This window comes from Paenibacillus sp. 1A_MP2 (assembly GCF_052244825.1).
Lineage (GTDB): Bacteria > Bacillota > Bacilli > Paenibacillales > Paenibacillaceae > Paenibacillus > Paenibacillus vandeheii.
Genome location: NZ_JBQQCS010000001.1, coordinates 1,440,043 through 1,465,486, shown reverse-complemented (window position 1 = coordinate 1,465,486; position 25,444 = coordinate 1,440,043). Strand labels below are relative to the sequence as shown.

Below are 25,444 nucleotides of genomic sequence, written 5' to 3'. Positions count from 1 at the left end.
CACCTCATATTGTTTTTTATAGACTAATCTATTGATATATACAGCTCTTCCCTTACAGGACTACTGCGCTGTGCTCCAAGCTTTCAATATATTTCTCTGTATCCATCGCAGCCATACATCCACTACCTGCTGCTGTAATCGCTTGTTTGTAACGGGTATCCTGTACGTCACCACAAGCAAATACGCCTGGGATATTCGTCTCGGAGGTGCCCGGTGTAGTCAGAATATAACCGTGCTCATCGGTTGTGATCTGTCCGCCCAGGAATCCGGTGTTTGGTGTGTGACCAATCGCTACGAATACACCACTAGCCGGGATGATTTCTTCTTCACCTGTTTCGTTGTTCAATACTTTCAATCCAGTTACGCCGTTGTCGCAAGCCAGCACTTCAAGAGGGGTGCGGTTCAATGCCATCTCCACTTTCTCGTTGCTGCGTGCACGATCCTGCATGATTTTGGAACCACGCAATTCCTCACGACGGTGTACCAGGGTTACTTTGGAACCGAAACGGGACAGGAAGCTCGCTTCCTCCAGCGCGGAGTCGCCACCGCCAATAACGATGATTTCTTTGTTGCGGAAGAAGAATCCGTCACATGTCGCACAAGTGCTGACACCACGGCCCACATTCGTTTCTTCGCCAGGAATACCGAGGTATTTAGCAGAAGCGCCTGTAGACAGGATCAAGGTTTCCGATACAAGCTCACCCATACCTTCAACCTGAACCTTGAATGGACGCTCGCTCATATCGATGTTGTTTACCCAGCCTGTACGGAATTCTGCACCGAAGCGTTCTGCTTGTTTGCGCATATTGTCCATCAGTTCAGGACCCATGATGCCGTCAGGGAAACCTGGGAAGTTCTCCACTTCGGTTGTTGTTGTCAGTTGACCACCAGGTTGCGGTCCTTCAATAACGAGTGGATTCAAGTTAGCACGTGCCAGATAGATTGCTGCTGTCAGCCCTGCAGGGCCTGTTCCAATAATAATTGATTTATACATGTATAGTTCCTCCCCGGGTTCTGCAAAAAGGTCAGGCTCTCCGGCATCAAAAGCAATTGCTTTTGCATACACTAGAACAAAAGCCTAGATCATGTCCACTTGACCTGCCTATTATGACAATTAACCTATGCAGAAACGGAATTCTAATTTATAATCATTCTAATCTGTTGTTCATTATGAGCGCTTTTATGTACGGTGTCAATGCTCGGCAGCGATTATGAAGAAGTCTTCATCAGGAGGGAAAATGGAAGCATGAACGATGCACTCATTGGCAGCTTTATCTCAGCCATGTCTACCGGCCTTGGGGCCATACCTATTCTATTTATGCGCAAAGTAACCCACCGTCTGCGTGATATTTTGCTTGCCTATGCAGCAGGCATCATGACCTCTGCCTCGGTGTACAATCTCATTCCGGAAGCGCTCGGGCAATCCAATCTGTTCGTACTAGCCCTCGGTATTATGCTCGGCAGCATGGTCCTGCTTGTGCTTGAGATGAAGATTCCACATGTGGATCTTGAAAATCCCGAGAAGATGCCTTTCAAAATTGAAGCCAAAGCCTTCATGATCATTGCAGCCATCACCATGCATAACCTGCCCGAAGGGCTATCGGTAGGTGTCAGCTACGCGAGCAGTGACGCAGGACTTGGCAATCTGATTGCCTTTTCCATTGGATTGCAGAATGCGCCTGAAGGATTCCTGGTTGCCCTCTTCCTTGTCAATCAGAACATTGGTCGCTTCAAGGCGCTCGGCATCGCCACGCTGACGGGTGCAGTTGAAATTGTTACAGCCATGATTGGTTACACACTCAGTAGTCTGGTATCCGGTCTGGTCCCTTATGGTCTTGCCTTTGCAGCGGGTGCAATGATGTTCATCGTGTACAAGGAACTGATTCCCGAAAGCCACGGCGATGGCAATGCGCGGGCGGCAACGGTTTCCTTTTTGCTCGGACTGATCACGATGATTGGCCTGACTGAACTTTTCTAATGAAGGGACAGCCCTCACATGAACACAACGATGGACGGCAAAAAAAACCTAAAAGGACAGCGGCTCGCTGAACTTCCAGGTTCTTTTTTTGTTCACAAATGAAGATTGAATGAAATCGTTGGAACGATCTGTAAAGATCGGTTGACCATTACAATCCGGATTTGATAAATCGAATCAATTCGGCATTGAATTTTTCCAATTCATCATAGAACGCCCCATGACCGCTCTCCTCAAAAGCAATCAATTGAGAACCGGCAATGCCCTTATGCATCTCTTCGGCGAACTCAAACGGACAGATCTCATCCTTTTTTCCGTGCAAAATGGCTGTTGGTACCTGAATCGAACTCAGATCCCCGCGCAAATCCTCATCCCGCAGGGCAATCGCGCTGTTAATCGTGCCGTAAGATGAGGCTTCCATGCCCAAAGCATGGAACCAATCCATGAACGACTGGCTGTGCTGCTTCGCGAAAAACATACCGCCAAACGTCTCCAGCAGCTTCGGACGATCTGCGAAGATCGGCTCGATAATCTGCTCGGTCAGCTGCGCCGGAGGCAATCCATACGGATAACCTTCGCGCTGTGTGAACACCGGTGCCGCCGCTGACAATAGCGCCAGCTTGGATACACCATGTCCCGCATGGCGGGCCATATAATGCACGGCAATCGCTCCACCCATGGAGAAGCCTGCAAGTACAGCATCCGTCAGTTGCAGGTCATCAATCACGGCACGAACATCGTCCGCCATGCGGTCATAATCATACCCTGTCGAAGGCTTATCCGATTTGCCGTAACCTCTGAAATCGATGGCAATCGCACGAATACCCTGATTCGGCAATACATTTAATTGATACTCGAACATTTTATAATTGACGGGCCAGCCGTGCAAAAAGATAACCGGTGTTCCTTCACCAATTTCTTCAACAAATATACTCACATTCGGTTCTACTTGTACGTAACGCCCCATATTGCACAGCTCCCTCATCGTCAAATCGTTACAGCGGCAAACGGCCAGTCTGTGCGATTAAAATTTTATATGGTTAATCTTCAATAGAATAAACGCTCTATAATTCTGTTCCATTCAGAACGCCCATCTAGAATCTTCTCTTTTGAATCATTACCCGTTGACTTGAGATTCAAACGCTGAATTAAGCTTCATTAATTGAGGAAGCACCGTCCCAGACGTAAACTTCTTCTTATCTCTTCTCATTAGCGCAGCAATCTCAACCCGTTCAGAATAACCAGAATTGTGCTGCCTTCATGGCCTACCACACCCAATGGCAATGCAACGTCCTGCAGGAAATTGCCCGCAATCAGCGCAAGAATAACCGTAATGGCAAAAAACATATTCTGCTTCACCGTCCGCTGTGCCCGTCGAGCCTGCCTGATCACCCAGGCGATCTCTTCAATATTGTCATTCATCAGCACCACATCCGCCACTTCCAGTGCCGTGCCACTACCCGATACACCCATGCCCATACCAACCGTTGCCGCCGCAAGTGCAGGCGCATCATTTACGCCATCCCCAACCATCAGCACTTGCCCATACTGTTCACGAAGCAAATGCACCTGTTTCACTTTACCTTCGGGCAGCAAACCTGCATATACCAAGCTCACGCCTGTTTCACGGGCGATCACTGCTGCTGATTCAGGGCGGTCGCCTGTCAACATCACTACTTTCACGCCCATGGCTTCCAGCCTCTTCACCGCGGCGGCCGCTTGTGGCCGAACTGTATCCCTCAACGCAATTAGTCCTGCCAATTCCCGTTCGCTGTTACAACCGACACCGTTTTGCCTTCTCCCTCCAGACGGGAGCGAATATCCTTCCATACAGAAGCGTCTTTCACCGCTTGCTCGCCTAATCCATTCTGATTGTCGTTTCCGTATATCACATTCTCCGACCCCATTGAATCAATGACGTCCGTTTTGCCAATTTTCCAGAGAACACCGTCTACGTTTCCCTCAATTCCCCAGCCTGTCAGAGCCTGAACCTGTTCGGCAATCGGCAGTACGATGTCCTCTTTGGTCGCTTGTTCCACAATGGCACGAGCCAGCGGATGCATCGAAAGGTTCTCAATGGCGGCTATCGCACCTAGCAGCCGTGCCCGATCATAGCCCTCTGCGGTTACAATGTCTGTTACTTGTGGTGTGCCCATCGTCAACGTCCCCGTTTTATCAAAAGCAACCACCCGGGTCTGGGCCATGTTCTCCACATGAGCACCACCCTTGAACAGAATACCGCGACGCGCACTGCTGGACATGGCTGATAACATGACCGGCATTATGGAAGAGACCAGTGCACAAGGTGAAGCCACCACCAGAAAGACCATGGCTTTGTAAAATGCGTCATTCCATGTCCAGCCAAGCAATAACGGCATTCCCCAATGACCAACAACGTTACAGCGACAACAATACGGGCGTATATCCCCTCGAATCGCTCAATAAAGCGTTGGGAATCTGGCACTTCCGTCTGCGCCTCTTCCACCAGTTTAATGATTTTGCCAAACAACGATCCTTCAGCGGATTTAGTTACCTCCACATACAGAGCACCTTCGCCGTTCACAGTACCTGCAAATACTTCGTCACCAGCGGCTTTATCCACCGGTAAGGATTCTCCTGTAATCGAGGCCTGATTGATAAAAGAGCTCCCACGAAACACCACGCCATCTGCCGGAACTAACTCGCCTGGTTTGACCAATAACAGATCGCCAGGCTGCAAATCTTCGATGGATACTAGATTCATGTTCCCATCCTCAATCCGCAGCGCTGTTTCCGGCTTGAGCGCCAGCAGCGAAGAAATATCCTTGTGACTGCGCTCCGTCGCATAACTTTCAAGGGCACCACTTAACGCGAAAATAAAGATCAGCATGGCACCTTCATTCCAGTAGCCAATGGCTGCCGCTCCGAGCGATGCTGCAATCATGAGCAGATTCACATCGAGGTCACGATCCTTGACCAATGTCTCTATACCTTCTTTGGCCTTGGTCCATCCACCTATCGCATAAGCAACAATATATAACACCACGGATACGGGATCGGACCACGATGCTGTTGCCCACGCCATGAGCATCAAAAGCCCACTACCCAGAGCAGCTTGCATTTCCTTGTTGCGCAGCATGGCCCGAAAGTCCGGTTTGCGTCCCCGGCCCGGACCGGGTGTATTCGCTGAACGTTGTTCAGCTTTTGCTTTCGTTTGAACGGGTTGGTGTACTGCTTGCATATGAATCACAATCCTTTCTGAATATGGGGTTGTGGACTGCATTTTTAATGCAGCCATGTTCCCTGAATGTTGTCGTATTGAGAATGAGAGCCATTGTTAATGCCCTAAAAATGGCACATGCTGCTGCGGGAATCCCGCAGCAGCATGGCAATCAAATGAGAATGATAATCATTTTTGTACTTATGCAATTATTTTTACCCAATACAACTTTTGCTTTATTATATGCCTGTGCTTTGCATTTGTAAATGGGTATTCCCCACCTTCGGTATAAAATAAAAAAAGCCACTCGTCCATAAGGACAAGCGGCCCGTGTGAATTTAATTTATTAACGTTATGAATTAAACACTAACGCTTGATTGCTGACTTGCTTTAATGGCTTGCTCCAGATCGTAAATAATATCCTGAATATTCTCTGTACCCACAGATAAACGAATCAGCTCCGGATTAACGCCTGCTGCAGTCTGCTCATCTTCTGTCAGCTGTTGGTGCGTCGTACTTGCCGGGTGGATAATCAGTGACTTGGAGTCACCCACGTTAGCAAGGTGAGAGAGCAGTTTGACACTCTCAATTAATTTGCGACCCGCGTCAACGCCGCCTTTGATACCAAAGGTCAGAATGGCTCCCTGGCCTTTCGGCAAATACTTCTGTGCCAGCTCATAGGAAGGGTGACTTGGCAAACCAGCGTAGCTGACCCATTCCACATCCTCATGCTTCTCCAGATATTGCGCCACAGCCAGCGCGTTGCTGCTATGACGTTCTACACGCAGATGCAGAGTCTCCAGTCCTTGAATGAGCAACCATGAATTGAAAGGTGAGATCGTAGCACCAAAGTCACGCAGCAATTGCACACGAGCTTTGATAATATATGCAATTGGTCCAACGGCGTCCGTATACACCACGCCATGGTAGCTGGAATCCGGTTCTGTCAGTCCCGGGAACTTGCCACTCGCTTTCCAGTCGAATTTGCCGCTGTCCACAATAACACCACCAATGGATGTACCGTGACCGCCAATAAATTTGGTGGCCGAATGAACGACAATATCAGCTCCATGCTCGATTGGACGAAGCAGATATGGACTTGGGAATGTGTTGTCTACAATCAAAGGAATGCCATGTTCATGAGCAATAGCTGCCACGGCTTCAATGTCCAGTACGTTGCCTTGCGGATTACCGATCGTTTCCGCGTACAATGCTTTGGTCTTATCCGTAATCGCCGCCCGGAAATTTTCCGGATCGCTGGAATCTACAAACTTTACATCCAGGCCAAGTTTCGGTAGTGTGGTTGAGAACAGGTTGTACGTTCCCCCATACAGACTTGCTGCGGAAACAATCTCGTCTCCGGCACCTGCGATGTTTAAGAGGGAGAACGTAATCGCTGCCTGACCGGAAGCAGTAGCCAAAGCACCAGCGCCTCCCTCAAGCGCAGCAATACGTTGTTCGAACACATCCGTGGTCGGGTTCATCAGACGGGTATAGATGTTGCCAAACTCTTTCAATCCAAACAGATTGGCTGCATGCTCCGTATCACGGAATCCGTAGGATGTTGTTTGGTACAACGGTACAGCACGTGCATGGGTGGTCGGATCAATCTCCTGGCCTGCATGAATTGCCAATGTTTCAAATGAAAGCTCACGCTCGTTTGACATAAATCTGTTTCCTCCCTTAACTTATACGGTTTGGCAAATCCCTAGATGTCATGGCATGATGGCGTATGTTTTCCATATTCTCTCACAAGATGTCGCTTTTGAAAAGAATTATTTCCGATTTTTCCGATGAGAAATGTTAATTATGGATGGCTTACGAACGCTATACCAAAAAAACCTTTGCTCCCGCAAAGGTTCTCCGAATTGTTTGCAACTATCATCTACTGGACTGATGCCTCACTCATTACCGTTTATACCCGAAACCCCATTCCATATCTCACGTAAATGCTTGGCCGCTGGAACAGCTTCTTCCGCCGTTACCCCTTCTAGTGAAATATCGATGTGTGGTTTATAGGTCTTTAACAGTTCAAAAAATAACGGATAATCTAAAATGCCCTCGCCGGGCACAGGATTGAACTTCTCCCCTTGCGCATTGAAAGCCACATCTTTGGCATGGATGACAATGATGCGCTGATACAGGGATTCCATCACTTCACGCAGGAATGCAGACTGGTTAGCCACATGCGGCTGTTTGATCAGATTACAAGGATCGAACAGCATGCCTAGATTGGATGAAGGAATCTCTTCAAACAGGCGGATCATATGTTCATGCGTATGCAGCGTATGGGTTGACACAGGCTCAATCGCCGCATGAACGCCCCACTTTTCTGCCTCTTCCGCCAGTTCCTCTACCGTCTCCCGCAGCACCGACCACGCCTTTTCTTCATATCCATCCGGATGAGTATCGTGATACGTATCCAGGCCGCCGGTCTCCGTTGCCACCATGCTGCAACCAAAATCCCGGGCATAGCGCAAATGTTCCTTGAATCGATCCATGTCTGCACGACGTGCCACCGGATCAGGATCAATCGGGTTAATGTAGCAACCCAGTACTGCAATCTTGACCCCGCGCTGTGCGAATTGATCTCCGATCTCATTCGCCAGTCCAGGGCTCAGCTTGCCATTGCCTGAATCCACATCCGACAACGCCTTGGCTAATGCCAGCTGTACCGAATTAAATCCGTTATCCGCGATGGTCTGTGCAAGCTGTGCTGTAGGCTGTTTGCCAAACGTATGCGCAAGAATACCAAGTTTCATGTCACTGCCTCCTTTGCAATCGGACGCTCGCAGGTTTAACGAGCCATCCAGCCGCCATCCACATTCAGTACGTGACCATTCAAATAATCCGAAGCCGCCGATGCCAGGAATACCACCGGTCCTTTCAGATCCTCAGGTGTTCCCCAGCGACCAGCCGGAATCCGTGCCGTGATGTCACGGTAACGATTTTCATCGGCGCGAATCTGAGTTGTATTGTCTGTTTCCATATAGCCTGGTGCAATCCCGTTGATCTGAACGCCTTTACCTGCCCACTCATTCGCGAGTGCTTTCGTTAAACCGGCTACCCCATGTTTACTGGCCGTGTATCCCGGTACGTTAATTCCGCCCTGATAGGACAGCATGGATGCAATGTTGATGATTTTGCCGCTCCCGCGTTCAATCATATGTCTGCCGGCCAATTGGCTCAGGAAAAATACCGTATTCAGGTTAAGACCAATGACATCATGCCAATCCTGTTGTCCGTGGTCAGCTGCAGGCGTGCGACGAATAATTCCCGCATTGTTGACCAGAATATCGATTCTTCCCTGAAAGGCTAATGCCTTCTCAAACACCCCGGTCAGTTCATCCTCACGGCTCAAATCAGCTTCAATCACATAGGCTTTACGTCCGAGAGCTTCAATGGCACGCGCTGTTTCCGATGGATTGGAGTAAGACACCAGCACAACATCTGCCCCGGCTTCAGCAAGGCCAATCGCCATTCCTTGCCCCAGTCCTCCCGATGTACCAGTGACAAGTGCAACTTGTCCGCTTAAATCAAATGGGTTCATGAATGATTCCTCCGCATGCTTAATTGGTATACAAACCCTGTACTTCAGCTTCGGCAGTCACGTAACCACTGTGGAACTGAAGGTCAGCTCTGATAATCCACTTCGATGCCATTTTGCCTGTATAGGGCTGCTGTTTCCTCATCCAGACGACTGTCGCTGATGATGCAATCCAGCTCCGAACAGTGTGCAAAGGTCCGAAGGGCAAATTGTCCAAATTTATAATGATCCACGACGCCATAGACCTGCTGAGAAGCAGAAATCATTGCTTTTTTCAGTGGAACCAGATCTCCTGTGTATATGGAAAGTCCAAATTCAGGATGAAGTGCCGTCGTTGAGATAAACGCTTTATGAATGTTAAGCCCGGAAATGAAGGCCGCCGTATCGTCTCCCACCAGCATATTGCGCACTCTTGCTCCGCCTGGCACAACCAGCCGCACCTGTTCCTTTTTGGTCAGCTCCGCAATAATGAACAGATCATTGGTAACCACAGTAATCGATTGATTGTCCAGGCGCTTCGCCATCTCCAGTGTGGTGCTTCCGCCGTCCAACGCAACAATATCTCCTGGGCGGATATACGCAAGAGCTCGCTCGGCAATCTCCGTTTTCTCGGAATGATGCTTTTCCGTTGCTCCACGACTCGTAAGAATACCATACTGGTCGTTCTGAGCCAGCATCGCACCTCCATGGACACGTACGAGCAATCCCATACTTTCCAGCTTATCGAGATCCTCTCGTACAGTTTTGCCCGTCACCTGCAGCAGCTCACTCAGATCACTGACGGTGACTTCCTGCCGTTCCAGCAGAGCCTCCATAATTTTTTCATGTCTTTTCAATGGATTCATCACAGATCAACTTCCTATACATCTTTATTAAGGTAACAAGTTTAACACATAACACTTCAGGTACAGAAAACCTTCCGATCGCTCTTATCCCCAGATTTTTTTGATCCCCTTCTTCAAGGGGAAAATCCGGTGATAAAGACAAGCTTATGCTTCCGAAGCAGCTTTCTTTCCAGAATGCTTTTAGCTTCGCTTCTTCAGGTCCTTTCTGTCCCCTCCGTTCTCGTGTCTTCTTGAGTTCAACTTAAAAAAGATATTTGTAATTTATTATTTCAGGTCCTTCATTGCCACGCCGTCCATATCCTCGAACGTCTGGTTTTCACCAGCCATTGCCCAGCAGAAGGTATAGCTGCTCGTACCGACACCACTATGGATGGACCAGCTTGGGGAAATGATGGCCTGACGGTCACGTACAACCAGATGCCGTGTTTCGTTTGGCTCGCCCATCATGTGGAATACGACGCCATCTTCCGGCAGGTTCCAGTACAAGTATACTTCGGAACGGCGGTTGTGGGTATGTGCAGGCATGGTGTTCCACATGTTGCCCTTGTCGAGTTCCGTAATGCCCATCACCAGCTGGCAGCTCTGGATCCCGCCTTCTCCCTGGTGGATATAGCGATAAATCGTCCGTTCATTAGAGCTTTCAATGCTGCCGAGATGGTTCGGCTGAGCCTGCTCCTGGGTTGCCTTTTGCGTAGGATACGTATGGTGCGCAGGTGTGGATACAAAATAAAACTGGGCCGGCTGTTCGTTGCCGTTGCTCTTAAATACAACTTCTTTTACACCTCTGCCGATATATAGGCACTCTTTTGCACCGATCTCGTATCCTTGACCGTCAGCTGTCACGGTTCCGTGGCCTCCAACATTAATGATACCGATTTCACGACGCTCCAGGAAAAAGTTCGTTCCGATATCCTTCAGATTCACTTCAAGTGCGATATCCTTGCTTTGAGGTACAGCCGTTCCTACAATATAACGATCTACATGAGAGTATACCGTCACCAATTCATCTGTTGCAAACAGCTGCTCCATCAGGAATTCCTCGCGCAGACGGGCAGTATCATACGTTTTTACTTCATTCGGGTGTGCAGCATATCGGTTTTGCATCATTTATCCATTCCTTTCGTGAGTCAGATAATGTTCATATAAGTTTATTTTAGTTCATTGTGTATCTTTTGTGTACCTTTTTTTATAAAAAAGAACCCGACGGGGAAATCCCCGTCAGGCTAAGTTAACTTGCGATGGTTTATAGGGCGTAAATAAGTGCCTCGTAAGGAAGCAAACGAAGGGTGCCAGTACTAACCTCATCAGAGGTTGGCCGATTCAGATTGCCAATGACCAAGCGGGCACTCGTGGTTCGATCAGCGAATGAAGCAGGCAGACGATAGGACTGCTCCTGATCCGAATGATTGAGAATGACAAGCCATGTCTCTCCATCCAGACTGCGGCTATAGGCATATACATGCTCTTCCCCTGCCGATTGGTCACGATAATCTCCATAGACCATAACCGCGTGCGTTTTACGCAGGGCGATCAGTTGCTGATAATATGCAAATATGGAGTCCTGCGCGGCCAAATCCCGCTCCACATTAATTTCTTCGTAGTTGGGATTCACCTGCATCCAAGGCTGACCTTCGGTAAACCCGGCGTGCTTGGTGCTGTCCCACTGCATTGGTGTGCGGGAATTATCCCGGCTCAGCGGCTGAAGACTGCGAAGCACTTCATCTGGCGCACGGCCTTTGCCTATCTCTTCCTTATACTTGTTCTTCATGGCAATATCATGATATTCATCAATGGAAGAGAACCGGACACCCGTCATGCCGATCTCCTCTCCCTGGAAAATGTACGGTGTGCCCGGAAGGGTATGAATCATGGTCGCCAGTTGTTTGGCTGATTCCACACGGTATTGTCCATCATTGCCGTACCTTGAAACCTGTCGTGTGTGATCGTGATTGTTCAGGAACTGGGAGTTCCATCCTTCATTGCGGAACGCTTCGTACCAGCTCTCCTGAATTTCCTTGTACCGTGCCAGATCCCATGTAGGCATGTCATCTGCCACCTGGAAGTGGAATAATGTATGCAGCTCTTTCCGGTTATCCCCCACATACAGAAGGCCATCCTCTGGTGTGACAAACGGAATTTCCCCCACAGTCATGATGTCATAATGCTGGAGAACCTCCCGGTTCATTTCCTGCAAATATTCATGAATGCCCGGATTATTGCCCAGATAATCAATATGCTCCGGGTGCTCCGCATCCGGGAAGCCTTCCAGCTTGGCCAGCAAATTAATGACATCCATGCGGAAGCCGTCAATGCCCTGATCCAGCCAGAAACGCATCATCCGATAAATCTCCTGACGCAGTTCAGCATTTTCCCAATTCAGATCAGGCTGCTCCTTGGCAAAGGAATGGAAATAATACTCCCCTGTCCGCTCGTCATAAGTCCATGTCGACGGTTCGAAATAGGAACGCCAGTTGTTCGGCGGGCCATCCGTCTTACCCGGCTTCCAAATATACCAGTCCCGTTTCGGATGATCGACGGATGAACGCGATTCCGCAAACCATGCATGCTGCTCTGATGTATGATTGACCACCAGATCCATAATGAGCTTCATGCCCAGTTCATGGACCTTGTCCAGTAACTGCTTAAACTGCTCCATCGTTCCGGCTTTCGCCATAATGCGGTAATAATCAGCGATATCGTACCCGTTGTCTTTATCCGGTGATTCATAAATCGGATTAAGCCAGATGACATCAATACCTAGACTTTTGATATAGTCGAGCTTGAGCATCAAGCCTTGCAAATCCCCGATGCCATCCCCATTCGCATCCAGGAAGCTCCGCCAGTAGACCTGGTACACAACGGCTTCTTTCCACCACGCCCGGTTCATGCTGCATCTCCCCTTTCTCGCATTACTTTACTTCATTAAACTTCTTTCAGCGAGTCTCTCTCAATGTGCTTACCAGAAAAGACAGCGTTAGCTGTGTCGTATCCTTCAACACCACGTCCGCTCCGGAACCTTTGAGCACAGCTTCTTCGCCAATACCCACAGCGATCATGCCTGCGGCTTTGATGGCCTCAACGCCCGCCTGCGCATCCTCGATGCCGATGCAGGCCTTCACGTCAGCACCCACTTCTTCTGCTCCTCGCAGGAACAGATCAGGTGCGGGTTTGCCGTGTGGTACCGAATCCGGATGTACCACATACCGGAACAGCGAATCCAGCTCCAGCGCCTTCAAAATTTGGGGTGCGTTTTTGCTCGCGGAGGCGATGACCGCCGGAATGCCGGAGGCTTGCAGCTCAAGCAGCAATTCCCGAATTCCAGGGTAGGTGTGTTCCGGTGTCAGCGAGTCCAGCAGCGATACATAATGTTCATTTTTACGGCTTGCGAATTCTTCCTTTTCCTCTGCCGAATACGTATTTTCTTTACCACCCAGACGCAAAATGCGCTCCAGCGATTCCCCGCGGCTAATGCCCTTTAACTGCTCGTTGAACTCGCGGTCAAACGGGATGTCCAGCTCTTCTCCAAGCTGCTTCCATGCAACATAATGGTACTCTGCCGTATCGGTGATGACACCATCCAAATCAAAAATAACGGCTTGAAGTGCTCCGTTCCCTTTCATCTTTCCGTTCCTCCCCATGTCATTGCTCTAGATAAGTTCAACTAAAAGTTATTTACACTGGCCACTACGATGACAGAACAACCTTTCGATCGCTGTTATCCCGAGATTTTTTTGATATCCTTCTCAGAAGGGAAAATCCGGGGATAAAGGCGAACGCGCTGCTTCTTCAGGTTATTTCTGCCCTCTCCGTTATCGTGTAAATGTTTAGTTGAACATTATAGTTGCCATTCAATTCGTTTCTCGTTGCTTTCCCGTCTCTCACCCTTCCAGTCCAGAACGACCGTCCAGCCTGATTCGTTGAAAATGCTCGCAACCCGTTTGCCCTCACGGGATTCAAAATGAATATTGAACTCTGCTTCGCCTACCATCAGATGCTCCAGACTGCACTTCTTGTCAGCCCACGCCTGTGGCAATACAGGTGATATCGTCAACTGGCGCTTTTGTGCTTCCGGCTGAACTCCGAAGAAATGCCGTACTACAGGCACGGCAAATGCATAGATCGTCCATGCCTGCACTACACAGCCGTAGTCCGGGGACATCTCCGAGAACGAACCCGGCAGTACACGTGAGAAGCTTTTCCCCATCCGGCGCAGCAAATCCAGCGCGTGATCCGGATGCCCGTAAGCCGCTTCGGCAACGGCATGCGCTCCGGTAGAGATTGTCATCGTACCCTGTTGATACATGGCAGCAAGATAAGTACCGTATTCACCGATGAAGTCCCGGTTCCGCATCGCTTCCAGAGCACGCTGTGCTTTATCCTGATCGGCAATTCCCGCTTCCATCGGCGTAACAATAACCCAGTTTTTGTTCAGCAGCCAGCCACGATCATTCTGATCGTCTCCCGCATCAGCCAACAATCCTTCCACGTACTCCCGGTAGTCTGTGATCCCCTGCTTTTCAGCGAGAGAAACCATGTAATCCACCTTGGGCACAATATCGGAAATAGGTGCAACCGCATCCGCATAAAGGCTATCTTTTTCGGACCAATACACATCATTCACCGCGCGTACCGCTTGTTCCGCGAGTTTTTGATAGGTCTGGTGCCGCTTCGTTTCACCCAAATAGAGACTCATGTGCTCTAGCGCCTGAAGAGCCTTCGCTGTATATACGGCACTATCAATCAGCTCCATATTCAAGCCGGCAATCTCGATGATACCGTAACCGGAAGGGAACAGATCTCCGTCCGGATCCATCTCGTCCAGCAGCCAGTCGATGCCCTGAATACAGTAGTCGTAATGCTCGCGCAGAAGTGCATCGTCCCCCGTCCACAGGAACATTTCCCATACAAAGGCGATATAGTGTGCCGTCTCCTGCGTGTTTCCGCGATTAGATACGGCTCCGATCGTAGTCACTTCATGCACAAAACGTCCATTACCATTTGCTTCTTTCGATTTCTCCAGCAACAAATTCAGCGTATCACGCACCAATTGATGGTCTCCCGTAGCAAGCACACCCTGAAGCGCATACGTACTATCACAGCCGAACCACCACGGATACGTGGGTCCACCTGCCGTCAATCCGCGACCGATTCCGTCCACTTGCTGTACCAGCCACTGATTATTGCGCTTCACCCAGGCAAATTGCTCGTTCAGCTCATCTTCACCTTCAATGGTAAGCACTGAGCGCTGATCCAGCTTATCGTAGAACTGCTGCTTCTGCTCTTTCAAACGAACGTGGTCACGTTCAATGACTGCATAAGTCTGCTCACAAGCTTCACGGGACGACTCTGACCCGGCAACAAATAACCGGAAGCGGAACACATCCTTCTCCTCCAGCGAGCACTCTGTTACAAAAGAAATCCCTGTGCCTTTGCCTGCCGTCAGTTCCGGTCCATAAATCTCAGGCCCAACTGTCATTTCCGTTCCCGGCAGGTCACTGCCAATCATGGCATACCAGTCTTGGGCGTCATCTTTTACGATGACCTTGCGTGAAGAAATGGCTTCTGCCGTTTCACCCACTCCTGGGATGATTCCGATCTCATCGGAATACCAGACCGGACGTAGATCGGTACGTGACAGCAGTTCCAGCTTGAGCCGGGTTGTTCCTTTGCCGTAAGCGCTGATCTCATACTCTGCGACCATGCCTTTTTCATAATCAGGGGCAAATTGACTGCGTTCGATGGATACCGGAATGTGACTCAAACCATGATCATAATCGAAACGGCTTCCACCCATGATTCGCTTGTAAATCCGTCTGCCCTTGCCCATACGGCAATGTTGCGATCGAGATCGGTTACCTTCAGCCAGAAACCGTCCAGCAGCTTGATCGGATGAAGCCATACACCGCCCATTTCGTTAGCCATATGATGCCCGAAATCAGGAAAATATCCGTCCTGGGTACCGCAAATTTTTACGTATTCACCTGCGTTATAATACAAATTAAATGGATGTCTGCTTGTTAATGTGGCCATGGTTGTCCTCCTCTGCGGTTTGGCTCACCGCTTATCTCTTCTGTAATATGGACGATTAGCCCTTGATTGCAGAAGAGATGGAAATGCCTTCAATAAAGTATTTTTGTGCAACAAAGAATACAATAAGTGGTGGAAGCATAATCAGCATCGTCGCAGCCATCAGCATGTTCCATTCCACGTTATAAAGCCCTTTGAACATGGACAATCCGAGAGCCAGCGTATATTTCTCACTGGAGTTCAGATAAATGAGCGGTCCCTGGAAGTCATTCCATACACCCATAAAGGTAAAGATAGAAACAGCAATCAGCGGCGGCATAGACAACGGCAGCATGATTTTGGTGAAAATCTGCATTTTGTTGGCTCCGTCCACAAAAGCGGACTCATCGAGATCCGCGGAATACCGCGCATGAATTGACGGATCAGGAAGATGTTGAATGCCCCGCCCCCGAAGAATGCAGGAATAATGAGTGGTAAAAATGTATCAACCCAGCCGATTTCCTTGAACATGATGAACATCGGAATCATCGTTACCTGCGAAGGCAGCATCATCGTCGCCAGCAGCACCAGGAACAGCGTGCGTTTGCCGCGGAAATTAAACCGGGCAAAACCATACGCACATAGGGCAGACGAGAACACGGTACCGACTAATACCGGAATCAGAATAATCAGCGTATTTTTCAAAAATGTAAAAAACGGGATGGCCAGAACGGCATTTTTATAGTTGGACCACATCCATACAGCCGGAAAAAAATCATCTTTGAACACCTCGGCAGGCGTTTTAAGAGACGTTGCAAACGTCCATAACAGCGGGATCAGCACGACGGCCGCACCAGCGAGAAGCATGAGCATAGAGAATAGTTTCGAGTAGACCGGTTTCCGTGTCGTTGCTTGATTCATCATTTGTCCTCCTCTCAATCCTTTTCGTTATCGCCCTGGTAATAGACCCACATCGAAGAACTGCGGATGACCAGCAACGTAAACGCCAGAATGATGATGAACAATACCCAAGAGAGTGCCGAAGCATAACCCATTTCAAAATCGGTAAAAGCTTTATTGTACAGGTACAAGTTGTAGAACAGGGTCGAGTTAAGCGGTCCCCCGTTGGTCATAACAAATGCTTGTGTGAAATACTGGAATCCGCCGATGATACCCATAATAACGTTGAAGAAAACCGTTGGAGAAATCATAGGCAATGTAATGTTGAAGAACCTTTGAAATGGTCCCGCCCCATCCAGATTGGCAGCTTCATACAGCTCTTCGGGAACTCCCTGCAAGCCGGACAAATAAATGATGATCGTGTTGCCGACACCCCACAACCCCATGACAATCAGTGCGCCCAGTGCATAGCTCGGGTCTTGAAGCCAAGCCGGCCCCTGTACTCCGAAAAAGCCAAGCGCACGGTTCAGAATCCCATATTCCGGATTGAAAATCATAATCCACATCATGGATGCCGCTACAGCCGGAATAACAGATGGCATGAAATAGATCAATCGGAAAAATTTCATGCCTCTGTTCCGCATATTCAGCAGCAAGGCGATTAGCAGAGAAGCTACTTGATACAGCGGTACGGATACCAACGCAAAAATAAAGGTAACTTTCAACGATTGGTAGAACAGCTCATCATGGAACATCGTTTTGAAGTTATCCAGACCGACCCATTCGATCGACTTTACGCCGGTAATAATATCCCATTTGCTAAAAGCCAGCAGCAGGGAAAACAACATTGGACCAATGGTAAAGAGCAACAAGCCTATAAGCCAAGGTAAAATGAACCAATACCCGGCACGCTCGGATTTAGAATTACGCATAGCTGCCTCCTTGATGAAGAGGGTGAATCAGCATGGCCGCCGACTCACCCGCATGGTTTTTACTTGATTTTGCTGTCAACATTCTTCGCAGCTTCATCCAGAGCGCCTTTGACATCCTGTTTGCCAAGCAGCACTTTTTCCAGTGCCTTGGTGAATTCTTCAACAAACACAGGTCCGTTTGTAGAACGCATGGTTACCGGTTTTTTAGCATAATCCATCATTTCGATGACCGGTTTGTCTGCTACTTCTTTGGCTTTGACTTCGTCCAGTTCTTTCACAGTTGCTGGCAATACTTTACCGTTCGCAGAGCGAAGCTTCTGTGCATCTGTGCCCGAGAGCCATTTCACGAGTTCGTATGCAGCTTCTTTATTTTTACCAGCTGCGTTAATCGCCCAACCCGCACTTGCGATGATGCTTGAACGAGTACCGTCCGTATTTTGTGGAATCAGTGCAGAACCATATTGAACATCGGATTTGTCGAGATCACCCTTGATCCAACGACCTGTAATCATCATGGCGAGCTTGTCTGTCATGAACATCGATGAATCTCCGCCAAGTGTTTCGGAATCCAGTGGTGTCGGGGATACACGGCTATCTCCTTGAGACCAGGAAACGTATTGATCCATTGCCGCAATCGTTTTGTCACTGTTCATGTAACCTTCAGCAGCCGTTCCATCCTCATTCGCGATGTCTGTACCGTAATCCCAAAGGTACGTATAGATTGGATATTCCCATTTACCAGCATTGAATCCGAATTGCGTATATTTATTACCATCTTTTTTGGTCAGTTTTTGTGCAGTTGCGATCATGTCATCCCATGTCCACTCATCTGTTGGATAAGGGATTCCCGCTTCGTCAAACATGCGTTTGTTGTACCACAGGGCAAGTGGGTTGAAATCTTTAGGCAAATAGTATTGCTTGCCTTCGATTTTCATATTTTCAATCAGATCCTTTTGGAAAATATCCAGATTAAAAGAAGTATCTTTGCTCAGATAATCATCAAGTGGTTCAATTACACCTTTATCAACGTATTTGTAGTAGTCGCCTTCACCAACCAGAAATACGTCTGGTGCTTGACCGGCTGCCAGGGATGTAGTGAGCTTCGTTCCATAACCTTCACTTGGAATTGGCTCAAACTTCACTTCGATATCCGGATGTGCCGCATTAAACTCTTCAGCAAGTTTTACTTCATCCGCACCGGAGTTGACATCTCCCCAAACCGAGAAGGTAAGCTTCACTTTTTCTGCTTTGCCTCCCTCCGCACTGTTGCTTCCACCTGAAGAGCAAGCAGACAATACCAAAACCAAAACAAGCATCATGACCAAACTTGCGGACCCTTTTTTCATTTGAATGACCTCCCACATGGATTTATATTAAACCAAGGTTTGAAACCGTTTGCTGAAAGTAACTTGCTGACCGGACAGAAGGAGAGAAATTTCTTCCTCTGCATCACTCTCGATTAGAATACCCTCGGGCGTGATTGTGATATGCAACAACTGGTTTTGCCAGTAGAGCGGGAATTTCAGGCTGCTCCAGGACTCAGGCAGCTTTGGATCGAGGTGAAGCTGACCATCCAACATACGAACTCCGGCAAATCCCATCACAACACATTCCCATATTCCGCCCAGAGAAGCGGAGTGGATGCCTGCATCCGAAGAGTGCATATGCGGTCCCAGATCAATCTCGGACGCCCGACGGAACAGATCGTAAGCGAGCGGACGGTTACCGAAGTCACTGGCAAGGATACTGTGCGTCGACAGGGACAATGAGGAATCATGCAACGTTTTTTCCTCGTAGTAATCGTAGTTGGCACGTTTGATATCCGGTTCGAATTTATTCTCAAGCAGGAAGAACAGCATCATGATGTCAGCCTGCTTCGAAATTTGCATTTCACCAACCTGATCCAGGTTGTAGTCATTGAAGATGCTGGCGACTTTGGTCTGATTTTTATAAGGAGTAAGATCAATGACTTTCTTCTGCAAGTAAGTATCATCTTGTGGAATAAGTCCTTGCTCATTTGGCCCTGGCAGATACATCTGGTCCAGCTTGTTCCATGCTTCCCGAGCAGATGTCAGATCAAGCTTCGCCGACAATGCCTTGAGCAACTCTGGTTTCTCCTGTTGAAGCTTCTCAAAATATTGAATGGCCAGCTCCATATTAAAGTGAGCCATATGGTTAGTGAATGCATTGTTGTCCACATGTTCCTTATATTCATCCGGTCCAACAACCTCATTGATGTGATAGCGGCCCTTGGCCTCATCCCACTCCAGACGGCTGGCCCAGAACGTTGCTGTGTCAAAAATGATCTCGTAACCATATTGATCCATAAACGCTTCATCCCCGGTAGATTGCACATAATGCCAAACGGCATAAGCAATATCGGAGGTGATGTGCTGTTCAATGAAGCCCGACCAGATTTTCGTCTGTTCGCCGGTTACGATATCTACATCTCCCCATACCGGTGTAACTTCGCCATCTTCGATCCAGGCAGCTTCCCATGGGTACATGGCTCCTTCGAATCCGTTCTCCTTGGCTTTGCTTCTGGCTCCATCCAACCCCTGATATCGATATTCCAGCAAGGATCTTGCGATCTTGGGGTTGCTGTAGATGAAGAATGGAAGGATGAAGATTTCCGTATCCCAAAAGGAATGTCCCTTGTACCCTTCGCCACTTAACCCTTTGGCGCCGATTCCCATGCGATTATCATGAGCAGGTGTCATAATGACGAGGTGGTAAATGGCAAAACGAATGGCAAGCTGGTCATATCCGCTTGTGCTGTCCACCTCAATGTTGTACGTGGACCAGGTATCCGCCCAGGCGTTAGCGCTTTCACGAAATAGCTGATCATACCCTTTTTGTGATTCCTGCTTCAGCTCTGTCAGCGCCGATTCACGCATTTGCTCCAGTGAATATCCACCGTCTCTGTAAACCAGATCACGGCTGGTATGCACATTCGAGATTTTCTCCAGTGTCACCGATTGTCCGGCTTCCACGGTCAATGTGCCTTCAATACCTACCTTGCGGCGTCCCATCGTTTGACGCAATTCCGGCTCAACCTTTTCACCATTCAGCTGCCAGTGGTGCACCGTATTGGTTACAAAATCAACTGCCGATTGTGTCGTCGTTGACGTCATTTGAATATAAGTCTTTTCAAATATCCGTTTTTCGCCTTCCGTGAAATGCTGCGCACCCGAGTTCGTCCATTGTCCATTAATACCGGACGCAATGTGAACATGCGCTTGTCCATCCAGTGGCTTGATGCTTACGGATGAACCAACCAGATGACGGTTGCTCAAGGAAACAAAGCGGCGGAATTGAAGATCAAAGCTTTCTCCTGTCGGGCTCTGCCAGACTACATTACGGGTCAGCTCACCGTTCTTGAGATTCAGTTGACGACTGTAGCTAATCGTTCTTCCTTTTCCAAGCTGAAGGTTTCCCCATTAAGAGTGATTGAAAGCTCCGTCACATCTGCTGCATTGGGGAGTTCTGTTACTTCATGCTCGTCAAATTTATTGAACGTTCCAGTCACGAACCAGTTCCGTACCTGTCCAACATAATTTTCGTCCGTTGCGGAGCGAAGCCCCATGTAGCCGTTTCCAAGTGAAAGCACAGCCTCGCCTTTCCCTTGATGAGCCGGATCAAACCCCGTTTCAGTTACCAGCCAGTTACTCCATTCTCCTTGTCCTGCATCGTATTTCAGCAATTTGTATTCCCCCTATGTCTATCTTATGTTGTATCCGAAACGTTTTGGATTAGAGTGAAAATAATACCGAAACGTTTCGGATATAATAAAACATTTCGGTGCTCTTCTCTTCTCATTTCATTTTGCAATACCTCGCGAACGTATTCTCAGCTAAACTCAGCGACCTGGTTTGGCTGTCGAGGATCTCAAAACCAATTCATTTTGCAAAATATTAAATTTGGGGCTATCTTCCGATTTCAGCATGCCCATCAGCAGGTTTGCAGCCTCATGTCCCAACTGATACATATTCTGTCCGATGGTCGTGAGTGGTGGTTGAAAATAGGCGGCTGTTGGAATGTCGTCAAATCCAACTATAGACAATTCATCCGGTATAGAGATGCCTAGTTCATTCGCAGCCTTCATTACACCCAGAGCCATCATGTCGCTTGCACAAAAGATTGCGGTAATTTCCGGGTAAGCCTTTAACAATTCAGAAGCTTGTTGCTGTGCTTCCTCTTCCGTAAAATTCCCGTTTACAATACATTCAGGCTTCAGGCTTAATCCTGCATTGCGCATTGCATCGGAATATCCTTCATAACGCTCCTTGGATACAAAAGCCTCGGGGTAACCGTTCACCATGGCAATCTGCCGATGCCCCAAACCAATAAGGTGCTCTACAGCAGCCTGTGCACTTTGTTTATGATTTGTTGATACAAAACCAACATACTCACTGTGAATGGGTATATCAATCAATACACAAGGAATGTCACTGTCCAATACTTCCTGCAAATATGGATCATCCGTTTTCACTCCCTGAAGAATGACACCATCCACTTTTCGTTCCCTGCACAGCTGTGTGTACGTTTTCATCTTTTGCTTCGCTGTATTCGTGCTAAACAAGATCAGATCATAATCTGAGTTGGCAGCGCTGTCATTAATACCGCAAAGCACTTCGAAAACAAAGTTGTTATCGATGTTTTTGTACGTCATGCCTGATACGAGCAACCCCAGCGTTTTGGTTTCCTTCATGACCAGGCCTCTCGCTAGACCATTTGGACTATAGTTCAGGGTTTCGGCGGCTTCCTTAATCAGTTTGCGCGTACTATCGCTGACGTCCGAGTACCCATTCAATGCTCTGGATACAGTCGTAATCGAAAATCCCGTCATTTGTGATATGTCTTTAATTGTAGCCAATTGCTTTCCTCCAAAACGTTTCGGATTACTTATATTTCTGAGTATACGGATTCAAGAAAAAAAATCAAGAACTATTTTCGACAATATTCTCATCTTTTATAAACGCGGAAAGTCTCCTTCCTTAATCTACCCGCAATCAGTATAAACAAATGGGTAAAAAAAATCTCCCGACCTTTTAACTAAAGTCGGGAGATCCGTTAATCTATTGCAAAAACATTTCGATAAAGATTCAATACAACTTAATGTGCAACTGTATTGTTCAACATGATCCAGATGGAACCAATAACGATGGTCAACATGATCAACAGACCAAAGATCAAAGCCATTACATTCCAACGCGGCTTCTCCGATTCACGGATATGCATGAAGAAGAAGAGTTGAACCACAAACTGAAGTCCTGCTGTTACCAGAACGACACTCAGCGTTGCTGTTCTGCCCATCATGTCATTCAGTACCACTACCAAAGGGATAATGGTCAGAACAACGGACAGAATGAAGCCGATGACATAGGACTTGAGTGAACCATGCTGTTCGTGCCCATGGGACTCATGTGAGTTATGCTCTGCCATCTACATCACCCCCATCAGATAGACGATCGACAGGAGGAAAATCCAGACGACGTCCAAGAAGTGCCAGTACAAGCTGATTACGTTGATTTTACCGCGAGTTACATCGGTAATTCCACGTTTTTTCAGTTGCAGCATCAATCCGATCATCCAGATCAGACCGAGCGATACGTGAAGTCCGTGAGTACCCACGAGGGTAAAGAACGCACCAGAAGATGCACTCGTTGTATAACTGAACCCTTCATGAATCAACTCAACAAACTCCATTACTTCCAGGGCGATAAAGCTCGCACCCAGAACAGCTGTAACCGCCAGCCAGCTGATTAATTGCTTCACCTTGCCTTGGTTCATGGCAAGAACCGCAAGTCCACTTGTAAATGAACTTGTGAGCAAGATAAATGTCTCGGCAATAACGCCAGGCATTTTGATCAATTCAGACAACACCGGTCCGCCCGCCGAATTGTCACGCAACACAATAAAGGTTGCGAACAATACGGAGAACAGGATAACGTCGGAAATCAGGAAGAACCAGAATCCGAGTATTTTTAATTCTTGCGGGTCATGGTGACCATGGTCATGATCGTGTGTATGGTCATGACCGTGCTTTGCGGCTGCTTGAGCCATTTATACCGACCCCCTTAACGACGCTTCGGTACGCTTAATTTCGTCAACCGGAATATAATAATCCGTATCGTATGAGAATGAACGAGCGATCATGCAGATCCCTACGCCAGCGAGTCCAAGAATTGCCATCCACAGCCATCCGAATACAAAGCCGAAACCGGCGATGAACCAGAATATAGACATGATGAACGGAATCGCGGAATTTTTAGGCATATGAATCGGCTCAAGCGGCTGTTCAGGTGGATAGATGCCTTTAGCACGACGTTCTTTCTCTTCCCACCACTCATCAATATCATCTCCGCGCGGTGTAATGGCGAAGTTATATTCAGGAGCAGGTGAAGGAATTGACCACTCGAGCGTACGACCACCCCATGGATCGCCGGATGCTTTGAGTGATTTGTATTTCCGAACGCCGTCTGCGATTTGTGCAACCTGGAACAAGAATCCGACACCCATCAGGAATGCCCCGATTGTGGATACAAAGTTCAGTTCCCACCAGCCGGTATCCCAGCCATAGGTGCTCAGACGACGTGTCATCCCCATCAAACCGACAGCGTACTGCGGCATGAAGCAGACATAGAAACCGATATTCCAAGTCCAGAAAGCCCATTTGCCCAGTTTTTCCGGGAGTTGGAATCCGAACATTTTAGGCCACCAGTAGTACAGACCTGCAAAGTATCCGAATACTACGCCACCAATCAATACTTGGTGGAAGTGGGCAATCAGGAAGTAACTGTTGTGGAACTGGAAGTCAGCAGGTGCAACGGACAACATAACCCCCGTCATACCACCGACGATGAAGCATGGTATAAATGCCAATGTCCATAACATCGGGGTATCCATGCGTATCCTACCCCTGAACATCGTAAACAGCCAGTTAAATATTTTAACCCCTGTTGGTATGGCAATCAACATCGTTGTTATGGCGAAGAATGCATTGACGTCCGCTCCCGAACCCATCGTGAAGAAGTGATGCGCCCATGTAAAGAAGGACAGGAAGCTAATGATCAGCATCGCAAATACCATCGATTTGTAACCAAACAATTTTTTCTTCGAGAATGTACTTACAATCTCGGAGAACACACCGAATGCCGGCAAGACCACAATATATACCTCAGGGTGACCCCACATCCAGATCAAGTTGATATACATCATCGGATTACCGCCCAAATCAAGTGTGAAGAAATGCGCCCCGCAAACCTGTCGAGGAAGAGCAAAGCAAGTGTCACGGTCAAGATTGGGAATGCAAACAGAATGATAATACAAGTGGAGAATACCGACCATGTAAACATCGGCATTTTCATCCATTTCATGCCTGGCGCACGCATTTTAATGATGGTAACCAGGAAGTTGATACCGGTAGCCAGGGAACCGATACCCGAAATCTGAATACCCCATATATAGAAGTTCTGTCCCACCCCCGGGCTATGCGATAGCTCCGATAAAGGCGGATAACTGAGCCAGCCTGCATCCGGTGAGCCACCGATAACGAAGGACAGGTTGAACAGCATTGCTCCCAGGAAGAATAACCAGAAGCTCAATGCATTCAGGAACGGGAACGCAACGTCCCTTGCCCCGATTTGAAGCGGTACAATAACATTAAATAAACCGAACATAAACGGCATCGCCATGAACAGGATCATGATCGTACCGTGAGTCGTAAAGACCTGATTATAATGCTCGGGATGTAAGAAATCCATGTTAGGCATAGCTAGCTGAAGACGCATCATCAGTGCATCCACACCACCACGGAAAAGCATGATAATGGAAGCAATAATATACATAATACCGATCTTTTTGTGATCGACGGTAGTTAACCAGTTACGCCAGAGCCAGCCCCATTTTTTGAAATAAGTCAGCACCGCTACGATGGTAATCATCGTAATTCCGATCGCCACGTCCGCACCATAAATCAGCGGATCACCGGTAACGAAAAACTCCGATGCAAACTCCTTAAGTCTCTCTAACATTGGG

General features: G+C 48.1%; 17 protein-coding genes and 4 pseudogenes. 1 reads left to right on the top strand and 20 read right to left on the bottom strand.

The window, feature by feature from the left end:
- Nucleotides 1-52: 52 nt before the first annotated feature.
- On the bottom strand, nucleotides 53-994 hold the full coding sequence (gene trxB / locus ACTWJ7_RS07305; protein ID WP_301879830.1) for a thioredoxin-disulfide reductase: 942 nt from the start codon (nucleotides 992-994) through the stop codon (nucleotides 53-55).
- Nucleotides 995-1,246: 252 nt separating this feature from the next.
- Here trxB and ACTWJ7_RS07300 point away from each other — a divergent pair, with 252 nt between their 5' ends.
- On the top strand, nucleotides 1,247-1,978 hold the full coding sequence (locus tag ACTWJ7_RS07300) for a ZIP family metal transporter (protein WP_053779008.1): 732 nt from the start codon (nucleotides 1,247-1,249) through the stop codon (nucleotides 1,976-1,978).
- A 148-nt stretch (nucleotides 1,979-2,126) separates the two neighbouring features.
- Here ACTWJ7_RS07300 and ACTWJ7_RS07295 read toward each other — a convergent pair whose 3' ends face one another.
- From ACTWJ7_RS07295 to ACTWJ7_RS07205, 19 genes and pseudogenes are all read right to left on the bottom strand, one after another.
- Nucleotides 2,127-2,942 carry an alpha/beta fold hydrolase gene (locus tag ACTWJ7_RS07295; RefSeq protein WP_079350083.1) on the bottom strand — a complete coding sequence of 272 codons (816 nt, stop codon included), beginning with the start codon at nucleotides 2,940-2,942 and terminating at the stop codon, nucleotides 2,127-2,129.
- 242 nt (nucleotides 2,943-3,184) lie between these two features.
- Nucleotides 3,185-5,195, bottom strand: a pseudogene (locus ACTWJ7_RS07290) (heavy metal translocating P-type ATPase).
- A 338-nt stretch (nucleotides 5,196-5,533) separates the two neighbouring features.
- Entirely contained in the window at nucleotides 5,534-6,841 is a 1,308-nt protein-coding gene (locus ACTWJ7_RS07285; RefSeq protein WP_079350085.1) for a homocysteine synthase, read from the bottom strand.
- Nucleotides 6,842-7,075: 234 nt separating this feature from the next.
- Nucleotides 7,076-7,936, bottom strand: a complete 861-nt coding sequence (locus tag ACTWJ7_RS07280) for a sugar phosphate isomerase/epimerase family protein (protein WP_443145249.1) — start codon at nucleotides 7,934-7,936, stop codon at nucleotides 7,076-7,078.
- Nucleotides 7,937-7,971: 35 nt separating this feature from the next.
- Nucleotides 7,972-8,724, bottom strand: a complete 753-nt coding sequence (kduD, locus tag ACTWJ7_RS07275; RefSeq protein ID WP_053779016.1) for a 2-dehydro-3-deoxy-D-gluconate 5-dehydrogenase KduD — start codon at nucleotides 8,722-8,724, stop codon at nucleotides 7,972-7,974.
- Between the two features lie 83 nt (nucleotides 8,725-8,807).
- Nucleotides 8,808-9,566, bottom strand: a complete 759-nt coding sequence (locus tag ACTWJ7_RS07270) for a DeoR/GlpR family DNA-binding transcription regulator (protein WP_079350087.1) — start codon at nucleotides 9,564-9,566, stop codon at nucleotides 8,808-8,810.
- A 264-nt stretch (nucleotides 9,567-9,830) separates the two neighbouring features.
- Nucleotides 9,831-10,670: a 5-dehydro-4-deoxy-D-glucuronate isomerase gene (gene kduI / locus ACTWJ7_RS07265; RefSeq protein WP_024631400.1), complete on the bottom strand. Its 840-nt coding sequence runs from the start codon at nucleotides 10,668-10,670 to the stop codon at nucleotides 9,831-9,833.
- A 139-nt stretch (nucleotides 10,671-10,809) separates the two neighbouring features.
- The gene (locus ACTWJ7_RS07260) at nucleotides 10,810-12,453 is read right to left on the bottom strand and encodes a glycoside hydrolase family 13 protein (RefSeq protein WP_301879833.1); all 1,644 of its coding nucleotides are present in this window, start codon (nucleotides 12,451-12,453) and stop codon (nucleotides 10,810-10,812) included.
- Nucleotides 12,454-12,499: 46 nt separating this feature from the next.
- Nucleotides 12,500-13,186 carry a beta-phosphoglucomutase gene (gene pgmB / locus ACTWJ7_RS07255; RefSeq protein WP_443145248.1) on the bottom strand — a complete coding sequence of 229 codons (687 nt, stop codon included), beginning with the start codon at nucleotides 13,184-13,186 and terminating at the stop codon, nucleotides 12,500-12,502.
- Nucleotides 13,187-13,401: 215 nt separating this feature from the next.
- Nucleotides 13,402-15,360 (bottom strand): alpha-L-rhamnosidase-related protein, encoded by a 1,959-nt coding sequence (locus tag ACTWJ7_RS07250; protein ID WP_443145247.1) that lies wholly within the window; start codon nucleotides 15,358-15,360, stop codon nucleotides 13,402-13,404.
- On the bottom strand, nucleotides 15,324-15,596 hold the full coding sequence (locus ACTWJ7_RS07245) for a hypothetical protein (protein ID WP_443145246.1): 273 nt from the start codon (nucleotides 15,594-15,596) through the stop codon (nucleotides 15,324-15,326). The genes ACTWJ7_RS07250 and ACTWJ7_RS07245 overlap by 37 nt, the downstream gene beginning before the upstream one ends.
- Nucleotides 15,597-15,651: 55 nt before the next feature.
- A pseudogene (locus tag ACTWJ7_RS07240) lies at nucleotides 15,652-16,328 on the bottom strand (carbohydrate ABC transporter permease).
- Between the two features lie 179 nt (nucleotides 16,329-16,507).
- On the bottom strand, nucleotides 16,508-17,404 hold the full coding sequence (locus ACTWJ7_RS07235) for a carbohydrate ABC transporter permease (protein WP_024631406.1): 897 nt from the start codon (nucleotides 17,402-17,404) through the stop codon (nucleotides 16,508-16,510).
- A 59-nt stretch (nucleotides 17,405-17,463) separates the two neighbouring features.
- Entirely contained in the window at nucleotides 17,464-18,750 is a 1,287-nt protein-coding gene (locus ACTWJ7_RS07230; protein ID WP_024631407.1) for an ABC transporter substrate-binding protein, read from the bottom strand.
- A 27-nt stretch (nucleotides 18,751-18,777) separates the two neighbouring features.
- Nucleotides 18,778-21,107: pseudogene (locus ACTWJ7_RS07225) on the bottom strand (glycoside hydrolase family 65 protein).
- A 156-nt stretch (nucleotides 21,108-21,263) separates the two neighbouring features.
- The gene (locus ACTWJ7_RS07220; RefSeq protein WP_301879836.1) at nucleotides 21,264-22,280 is read right to left on the bottom strand and encodes a LacI family DNA-binding transcriptional regulator; all 1,017 of its coding nucleotides are present in this window, start codon (nucleotides 22,278-22,280) and stop codon (nucleotides 21,264-21,266) included.
- 239 nt (nucleotides 22,281-22,519) lie between these two features.
- Complete coding sequence (gene cyoD / locus ACTWJ7_RS07215; protein WP_064640613.1) at nucleotides 22,520-22,849, bottom strand: cytochrome o ubiquinol oxidase subunit IV; 330 nt, start codon at nucleotides 22,847-22,849, stop codon at nucleotides 22,520-22,522.
- Nucleotides 22,850-23,470, bottom strand: a complete 621-nt coding sequence (gene cyoC, locus ACTWJ7_RS07210) for a cytochrome o ubiquinol oxidase subunit III (RefSeq protein ID WP_079350094.1) — start codon at nucleotides 23,468-23,470, stop codon at nucleotides 22,850-22,852.
- Nucleotides 23,471-25,440, bottom strand: a pseudogene (locus ACTWJ7_RS07205) (cbb3-type cytochrome c oxidase subunit I). It abuts the gene before it with no gap.
- Nucleotides 25,441-25,444: the final 4 nt, after the last annotated feature.

Bases quoted from the DNA above. Each gene is read 5' to 3' on its own strand.
- cyoC (WP_079350094.1), bottom strand. From the start codon at position 23,470: ATGGCTCAAGCAGCCGCAAAGCACGGTCATGACCATACACACGATCAT.
- cyoD (WP_064640613.1), bottom strand. From the start codon at position 22,849: ATGGCAGAGCATAACTCACATGAGTCCCATGGGCACGAACAGCATGGT.
- ACTWJ7_RS07295 (WP_079350083.1), bottom strand. From the start codon at position 2,942: ATGGGGCGTTACGTACAAGTAGAACCGAATGTGAGTATATTTGTTGAA.
- ACTWJ7_RS07285 (WP_079350085.1), bottom strand. From the start codon at position 6,841: ATGTCAAACGAGCGTGAGCTTTCATTTGAAACATTGGCAATTCATGCA.
- ACTWJ7_RS07280 (WP_443145249.1), bottom strand. From the start codon at position 7,936: ATGAAACTTGGTATTCTTGCGCATACGTTTGGCAAACAGCCTACAGCA.
- kduI (WP_024631400.1), bottom strand. From the start codon at position 10,670: ATGCAAAACCGATATGCTGCACACCCGAATGAAGTAAAAACGTATGAT.
- ACTWJ7_RS07235 (WP_024631406.1), bottom strand. From the start codon at position 17,404: ATGCGTAATTCTAAATCCGAGCGTGCCGGGTATTGGTTCATTTTACCT.
- ACTWJ7_RS07300 (WP_053779008.1), top strand. From the start codon at position 1,247: ATGAACGATGCACTCATTGGCAGCTTTATCTCAGCCATGTCTACCGGC.
- ACTWJ7_RS07250 (WP_443145247.1), bottom strand. From the start codon at position 15,360: ATGGGTGGAAGCCGTTTCGATTATGATCATGGTTTGAGTCACATTCCG.
- pgmB (WP_443145248.1), bottom strand. From the start codon at position 13,186: ATGAAAGGGAACGGAGCACTTCAAGCCGTTATTTTTGATTTGGATGGT.
- ACTWJ7_RS07230 (WP_024631407.1), bottom strand. From the start codon at position 18,750: ATGAAAAAAGGGTCCGCAAGTTTGGTCATGATGCTTGTTTTGGTTTTG.
- ACTWJ7_RS07245 (WP_443145246.1), bottom strand. From the start codon at position 15,596: ATGGCCACATTAACAAGCAGACATCCATTTAATTTGTATTATAACGCA.
- ACTWJ7_RS07270 (WP_079350087.1), bottom strand. From the start codon at position 9,566: ATGAATCCATTGAAAAGACATGAAAAAATTATGGAGGCTCTGCTGGAA.
- ACTWJ7_RS07260 (WP_301879833.1), bottom strand. From the start codon at position 12,453: ATGAACCGGGCGTGGTGGAAAGAAGCCGTTGTGTACCAGGTCTACTGG.
- kduD (WP_053779016.1), bottom strand. From the start codon at position 8,724: ATGAACCCATTTGATTTAAGCGGACAAGTTGCACTTGTCACTGGTACA.
- trxB (WP_301879830.1), bottom strand. From the start codon at position 994: ATGTATAAATCAATTATTATTGGAACAGGCCCTGCAGGGCTGACAGCA.